The sequence below is a fragment of the uncultured Corynebacterium sp. genome (genome assembly GCF_945649885.1).
Taxonomy (GTDB): Bacteria; Actinomycetota; Actinomycetes; order Mycobacteriales; family Mycobacteriaceae; genus Corynebacterium.
On record NZ_CALZFS010000150.1, the window covers coordinates 1 to 5,916 of the forward strand.

At 57.0% G+C, this 5,916-nt stretch carries 6 protein-coding genes; 3 read left to right on the forward strand and 3 right to left on the reverse strand.

All coding sequences use genetic code 11. From position 1 onward, the window contains the following. The first annotated feature begins 188 nt into the window (after positions 1-188). Complete coding sequence (locus Q0M74_RS12625; protein WP_293955008.1) at positions 189-629, forward strand: hypothetical protein; 441 nt, start codon at positions 189-191, stop codon at positions 627-629. Positions 630-714: 85 nt separating this feature from the next. Here Q0M74_RS12625 and Q0M74_RS12630 read toward each other — a convergent pair whose 3' ends face one another. Further along, a complete protein-coding gene (locus Q0M74_RS12630; RefSeq protein ID WP_293955010.1) occupies positions 715-1,011 on the reverse strand; it encodes a hypothetical protein in 297 nt (98 codons plus the stop codon). After that, positions 1,011-1,703: a response regulator transcription factor gene (locus tag Q0M74_RS12635; protein WP_293955012.1), complete on the reverse strand. Its 693-nt coding sequence runs from the start codon at positions 1,701-1,703 to the stop codon at positions 1,011-1,013. Before Q0M74_RS12635 ends, Q0M74_RS12630 begins: the two co-directional genes overlap by 1 nt. Before the next feature lie 158 nt (positions 1,704-1,861). Between Q0M74_RS12635 and Q0M74_RS12640 the strand changes: the two genes are divergently transcribed. Continuing rightward, positions 1,862-3,286, forward strand: a complete 1,425-nt coding sequence (locus Q0M74_RS12640) for a hypothetical protein (RefSeq protein WP_293955014.1) — start codon at positions 1,862-1,864, stop codon at positions 3,284-3,286. Positions 3,287-3,289: 3 nt separating this feature from the next. Here the strand turns inward: Q0M74_RS12640 and Q0M74_RS12645 are convergent, their stop codons facing one another. Further along, positions 3,290-4,516, reverse strand: a complete 1,227-nt coding sequence (locus Q0M74_RS12645; protein WP_293955016.1) for a sensor histidine kinase — start codon at positions 4,514-4,516, stop codon at positions 3,290-3,292. A gap of 114 nt (positions 4,517-4,630) precedes the next feature. Here Q0M74_RS12645 and Q0M74_RS12650 point away from each other — a divergent pair, with 114 nt between their 5' ends. Next, positions 4,631-5,851, forward strand: coding sequence for a PspC domain-containing protein (locus tag Q0M74_RS12650; protein ID WP_293955018.1), 1,221 nt, complete (start codon positions 4,631-4,633; stop codon positions 5,849-5,851). Positions 5,852-5,916: the final 65 nt, after the last annotated feature.

The window sequence follows — 5,916 nt, forward strand, 5'->3', positions numbered from 1 at the left end:
ATCGACCGGGGCAGGGTCCTATCCATTCCATGACCAAGTAACGGGGGGGTCATCACCTGCCCCAAAGGATGGAACACCTGTTCCGTTCCTGGGTTTCGGCAAGCACCACGTCCTCCCACCTGCACAACCTGCCACCTCATGATGGGTGGAAGTGGGAATTACCGGGTCATCTATTAGGCTGGATCCTTATGGACGCCATGAGCAGCTACACCCACATGAGATCCCACATCACTCCGATCCCCACCCCGCCGATCGTGCGAATCAGCACATCTGTACTGGTGGGAGGGTCCGTGGCAGTGCTCACCACCTCCCTTGCTCCAGGCGTGAAATTCGGGGTCATGGCGGCAGCGCTTGCGGTGGCGCTGATCATCCCGTTGGCCCACCCCTACCGCAATCAGATGAAGATGTACCGGGCGCAGAACAATATCAGCATGCTCCCCACCATCGGGCAGATGATCCCTCTGTTCATCACCTGGCTGACGCTCATGCTGGCCCCGCTGCTTGATGGCGCAGCACTATGGCTCAGCATCCTGGTGTGGTTGGTGGTCACCGGTTGGATCTTCCTGACATTCCCCCATGTTGATGGCAGCCGGGCCCTGGCTTTTGTGGAGAAACCACGCAACACCTAAGGCATTCCCGGGGTCTCTCAATGACGCAACCTCACCAACGTTATCGCTGGCGAGGCTGCGTCATTTTTTCAGGAAGGAGGCAGGCCTAGCGCCTGCGTTTCTTGTCTTTTTCCTGTTCATCGAGGATCTTTTTATTCCTGCGCCCCAACTCAATGAGCTTGAGGTTGGCCCAGTTATAGAAACTGTGCCCCAGGATGAACAACGCCCACACGATGAACCAGATCGGCAGTGCCCACCACAGGGAGAAACCTGACTGCCACATCACCAAGGCGGTGAAGATGATGCTGAACAGCAGGGTTCGTGTGGGCTGGAAGGTGAATTTCACAGTGCCCTGATCAGGTCCGCCACCCGGGCCAGAGGCTGCATCATATTTCCGTGCCATTAATCAAGATCCCTTGAGTGTGCCCAGCGGGTCAGAGCGTGGCGGTTGGACTGCTGAGTTTTACGCAGGATGTTCGAGGCATGCGTTTCGACGGTCTTGACGGAGATGAACAGTTCCTTGCCGATCTCCTTATACGTATAACCACGCGCCAACAGACGGAGAACCTCCAGTTCACGTCGGGTAAGCGCATCTACGATCGGATCATCCACCACGGCGCCCTTTTCCACGGCAGCGTCTTTTTCCGGGGCGTCAACAATGCCGGCACCGGCGGTGGAATCAGGTGCGGCGAAGGCATCCAGCACAAATCCGGCCAGACGTGGGGAGAAGAATGCATCCCCGGAGTTCACACGGTTGATGGCCTCCACCAGCTCCTCACCGGAGATTGATTTGGTCACATACCCCCGGGCACCGGCACGGATGATGGCAATGACATCCTCCGCAGCATCAGAAACACTCAGCGCGAGGAAGATCGTCTCCACATCAGCGTCGATCACCTTGCGGATCACGGCGAGGCCGCCGCCGTCGGGCATGTGGACGTCAAGAAGCACCACATCGGGTCGCGCCTCCGTGATGCCGGCGACGGCCTCAGCGACGGTGCCAGCTTCACCGACAATATCGACAGCCGAGCCCAGCTCAGCTTTAACGCCCGAGCGGAACACCGAGTGATCATCAACCAGAAACACTTCAACCATGTCTCACAGATTACAGCGCCATGAGGACAAGCAGTTAGGTAGCACCACCTGACGCATATCCGGAACCAAGAAAGTCGCACGACACCCACACCCCCAAAAAGGGTATCACTTCCACTAATGCCCGACGCCCTGTTGTTTCCCCAGGCTAACTTTATAGCATGAAGATCAAAAGTTCTCTCCTCGGTGCAGTGACAGTCCTTGCTACCGCTGCTGCTGTTTTGTCCATTCCTGCTGTCCATGCAGCTCCTTCCCACACCCTCAATGTAAAACTGGGAACAGGAGTGGAGGTGTTCACCTCCGTTAAGCTCAATCAGACCATCACGCGTGAGACTGTACTTCCTTATCTACGCAATGTCCGTGCCCACATGTACGAGCAGAACGTTCTTTTTAATGGCGAAAAACTCCAGGATGTTGTGGCAGACGCCGGTCTGAGCAAAGATGAATATGTCAATGGGCTTCAGTGGAGTGGCGACATGGAACGCATCGCGGTCCAGCGCGCGGTAGAGGAATACTACTCCGGCACCATCAGCCATGATCGGCCCACCGGGGAGGACCCTTTCACTGCAACGCTATCTGGCAATGTCGCCACCTGGGCTGAGAGTCTCTGCACCGGTTATGCTGCGCTGGAGCTCTGCCTCAATGAAATGACCTATGGGGAGGAAGGTGTCCTCAATTCTGCAGAAGGCCATTTCAACGCGGCAAATAGTCACCTGCACAGTGCATTGAATCCAGAGTTCCTCTACGTCGGAGCCGGAGGCGTGGATACCACCTACGCTTTTGAGCATTCCAAGGAAGCCTCCGAATCTGACATGCTCACGGGTTTTGATGATGTGGTTGAACTCAGCATCGCTATTCCTGAGTCTGATGTTGACGACTTCCGTGTCATGTCTTTTGCAGACAGTCTCGCCCCCAATGAACCAGCTCAACTACTCATGCAGAATTCCAAGGGTTTCAGTCTTCCCGGAACCATTGAGTCCAGTAATCCAGATGTTGCCTCAATAATGGGGAACTATGTTGTCGGCGTGGACCACGGCGATGCCATCATCACCTTCCGCAGCCATGACGGCACCATCACCGCCGACACCATTCTCACGGTGATTGGAGATCCAGTCCCACCGATCGATATCCCAGTCCCAACCCCTGTGATCCCACCGACTCCAACAATCACCCTGCCGACTTCTGTCCCCACGGTGGCTCCCCCCACTACAGTCCCACCGACTCCGACGACAACAGCAGAACCAACACCAACGGTCACGCTCCCTACCCTGACCCCACCAGTCCCGACGGTGGCTCTCCCGAGTTCGACTGTGCCAGCTCCCACCACCGCTGAGCCCACTCCAACAATCACCCTGCCGACCACTTCTGCAGCACCGACGCCAACAACTACGTCGCCAAGCACCACTCCCACCGCCACCACCACCACGCCCCGTGCCCCACAAAACCCCAGCGATGACTCCAGTTCTGGTTGGAGTGGCTCAAGCACCGGGGGAAGTATCCTCCTGGTGCTCCTCAGCATCCTGGCAGCTGTGGGCATCGGTACAGCGATGATCAGCGTGGATGCACTGCCCGCCATGTGGTTCTAAAGACTAAACATCCATCGTGATGGCCACCTCGGTGCCCTCACCGGTCTCAGATCTGATCCGCACCTTCCCGCCGGCACGCTCCACACGGCCATGAACTGATTCAGCCAGGCCATGGTGGCCGGCGGGAATATTGTCCGGATCAAAACCGCAGCCACGGTCACGGACGAAGATGCCCAGTTCCCCGAGCATGATCTCGGCGTAGACATCAGCACTGTCCACGCCTGCATGCTTGGCCACATTGACCAGTGCTTCCCGTGCCGCCATGACCGCAGCATGGGTTTCATCGGTCAGGGGTTCATCGGTACCCACTGTCACCGGCACAATGCGCAGCCCATAGAGGTCCTCCACCTCACCACAGGCACGTTCCAGGGCGGTGAATACTGTGCCGGTGGTCTGTGGGGTTTTATCCTGGGAATCAAAAAGCCACTGTCGCAGCTCACGTTCCTGACCACGCGCCAGGCGGGTGACCTCAGCGGGGTCATCAGCACGCTTCTGGATCAGGGCGAGGGTCTGCAGCACGGAATCATGCAGGCGGGAGGCAATATCGGCGCGTTCATCGGCCGCCGCTTTCTCCGCACGTTCCTCCCCCAGCTGGTCCCAGAGCCGCACCCAGAGTGGCACACCCAGGGCTGCAACACCCAGCAGGGTGAGCACCACGGTGGCCAGGGCCGCCACGAAGTTTGCCTGCCCATCCCAGTTCATCACCACCACGACAATGGCCGATAGCACCAGCACACCACCAACCCCGATGATGAAGACATTGGTGCCGGATTCCAGGCCTCGGTCATAGGCGATCCACACCATCAGCACACCCACACCGACGATGGCGATCGGGATGAAGGTGGCTAGACCAAATCCTGTGGTCAGCGTCAGCGATACACCAGCACCGACGATGGCCAGCACCACCAGCAACCAGGAGGTCAGCCGTTTGCTTGTCGACGCCTCCCCTGCACCCAGCTGTTCAAGGTCGGAGGCCCCCTCACCACCACCCCGGTGTTCAATCTTGGTGAAGATCCACACCAGGGCATAGGCGAACAGTCCCACACCGTTGAGTAGTGCGGAAATGATCAGGACTGCCCGCACCCAGAACAGGGAAATATTGAGGTGTTGTGCCAGACCTGATGCCACACCCGCAACAACACGGCCGTCCCGGGAGCGGGTGAACTTGGGATAAAGCGGCGCGAGGTTCCCCGCTGGCTGCGGGGTGTAGGGCACAGGTGTGTTACTCATATCTTGATCTTGTCATGTCTTATTAAGCCCCTGCCATCGGGGAACACCCTGAGGCCTCGAAGTTCAGGGCTTCCCCCGATATTATTTTTGCTCTGATAAGACCACAATGAAACCATGAGCTTTTATCAGGAGCAGCCACCCCGTAGCGAACCCCGACCGGGTTTTGTACCTTTTGCTCAAGAGACCTCTGACAACACCAGCACACCAGGCCCCACTCCCACTGACGCTGGTGTACTCAGTCAGATGTGGCACACCCGTCCGGTGCGTTTTCCCTCCAAGCAGGGCGGTAATGCCAAGGTTGCTGGTGTCTGTGAAGGCCTTGGTGTGCGCTATCAGGTTGATCCCACGCTGATCCGTCTGGCTTTTGTGGTTTTCGGTTTCCTCGGTGCCGGTGTGGCAGCCTATGTTCTGGCGTGGATGCTCATGCCCCGCTATTCAGTGCCGGTTTCGCCGCTGGAGGCCATCTGGAAGCCGGGCCATCCACAGGATCGTACTCATGGTTGGTGGCTGCTGATCTTTTTCCTGCTCTTCTCCGGGATCTTCACCTCTGGGGCAACAGAATTCTTCGGCTCTGCTTCCTTACTGACCTATGTGCTGCTGGCTGCCATGTGGTGGGGTCTGCACAAAAAACATCCATTGCCACCCCGTGGACTATTAGCCAATGGTTCCGACCCCGCCCAGGACCCGACACAGGACTCCACCATGACAACTCCCCACAACAACTTTGATCCGAACTCCTACCCACAGCCACAACCTGACCTGAGCAATGTTGATCCCGTTCAGGGTTATAATGCTCCCTTCGCGCAGCAGTACCGTGCTGAAACACCCACCTGGGATCCCTTGGCACCTACCTATAACACCTGGGATATCCAGCACGTTCCTGCCCAGCCGGAGAAGAAAAAGAAACGTGTCTGGCCCTGGGTGCTGGGTGGTTTTGCCGTGGCAGGCGTTGCCTCAATGATGCTGTTGTTTCTAGCAATCGACAATATTAACGTCGGCCCTGACAGTGGCACTGCCATCGGCGATATGGCGATCACTCCCACTGATGGCAACCTGCAGGGCTCTTATTCCTCCGGTGTTGGTGAGCTTGAGTTGGATTTAACATCCCTGACACCGGTTGATGAGGAACGATCTATCGACATCTCCTCCGGTGTTGGTGAGGTCACCGTTCTCATACCCGAGGATATCTATGTGAATCTGACCTGCACCACGGGCATTGGTTCCGCAGAATGTGATGTTGAGGGGCTCAATGACAACGCTGATCCCGACGCTGCGCCATTGAATATCCACGTCAGTGGTGGCATCGGTGATGTGAAGGTTGAATACGGAAGCTAGGTTGACCTGATTTTTTCTAATTTGTCATCACTTATATATCGAATAAAGAAAATCATCCCCTTGGG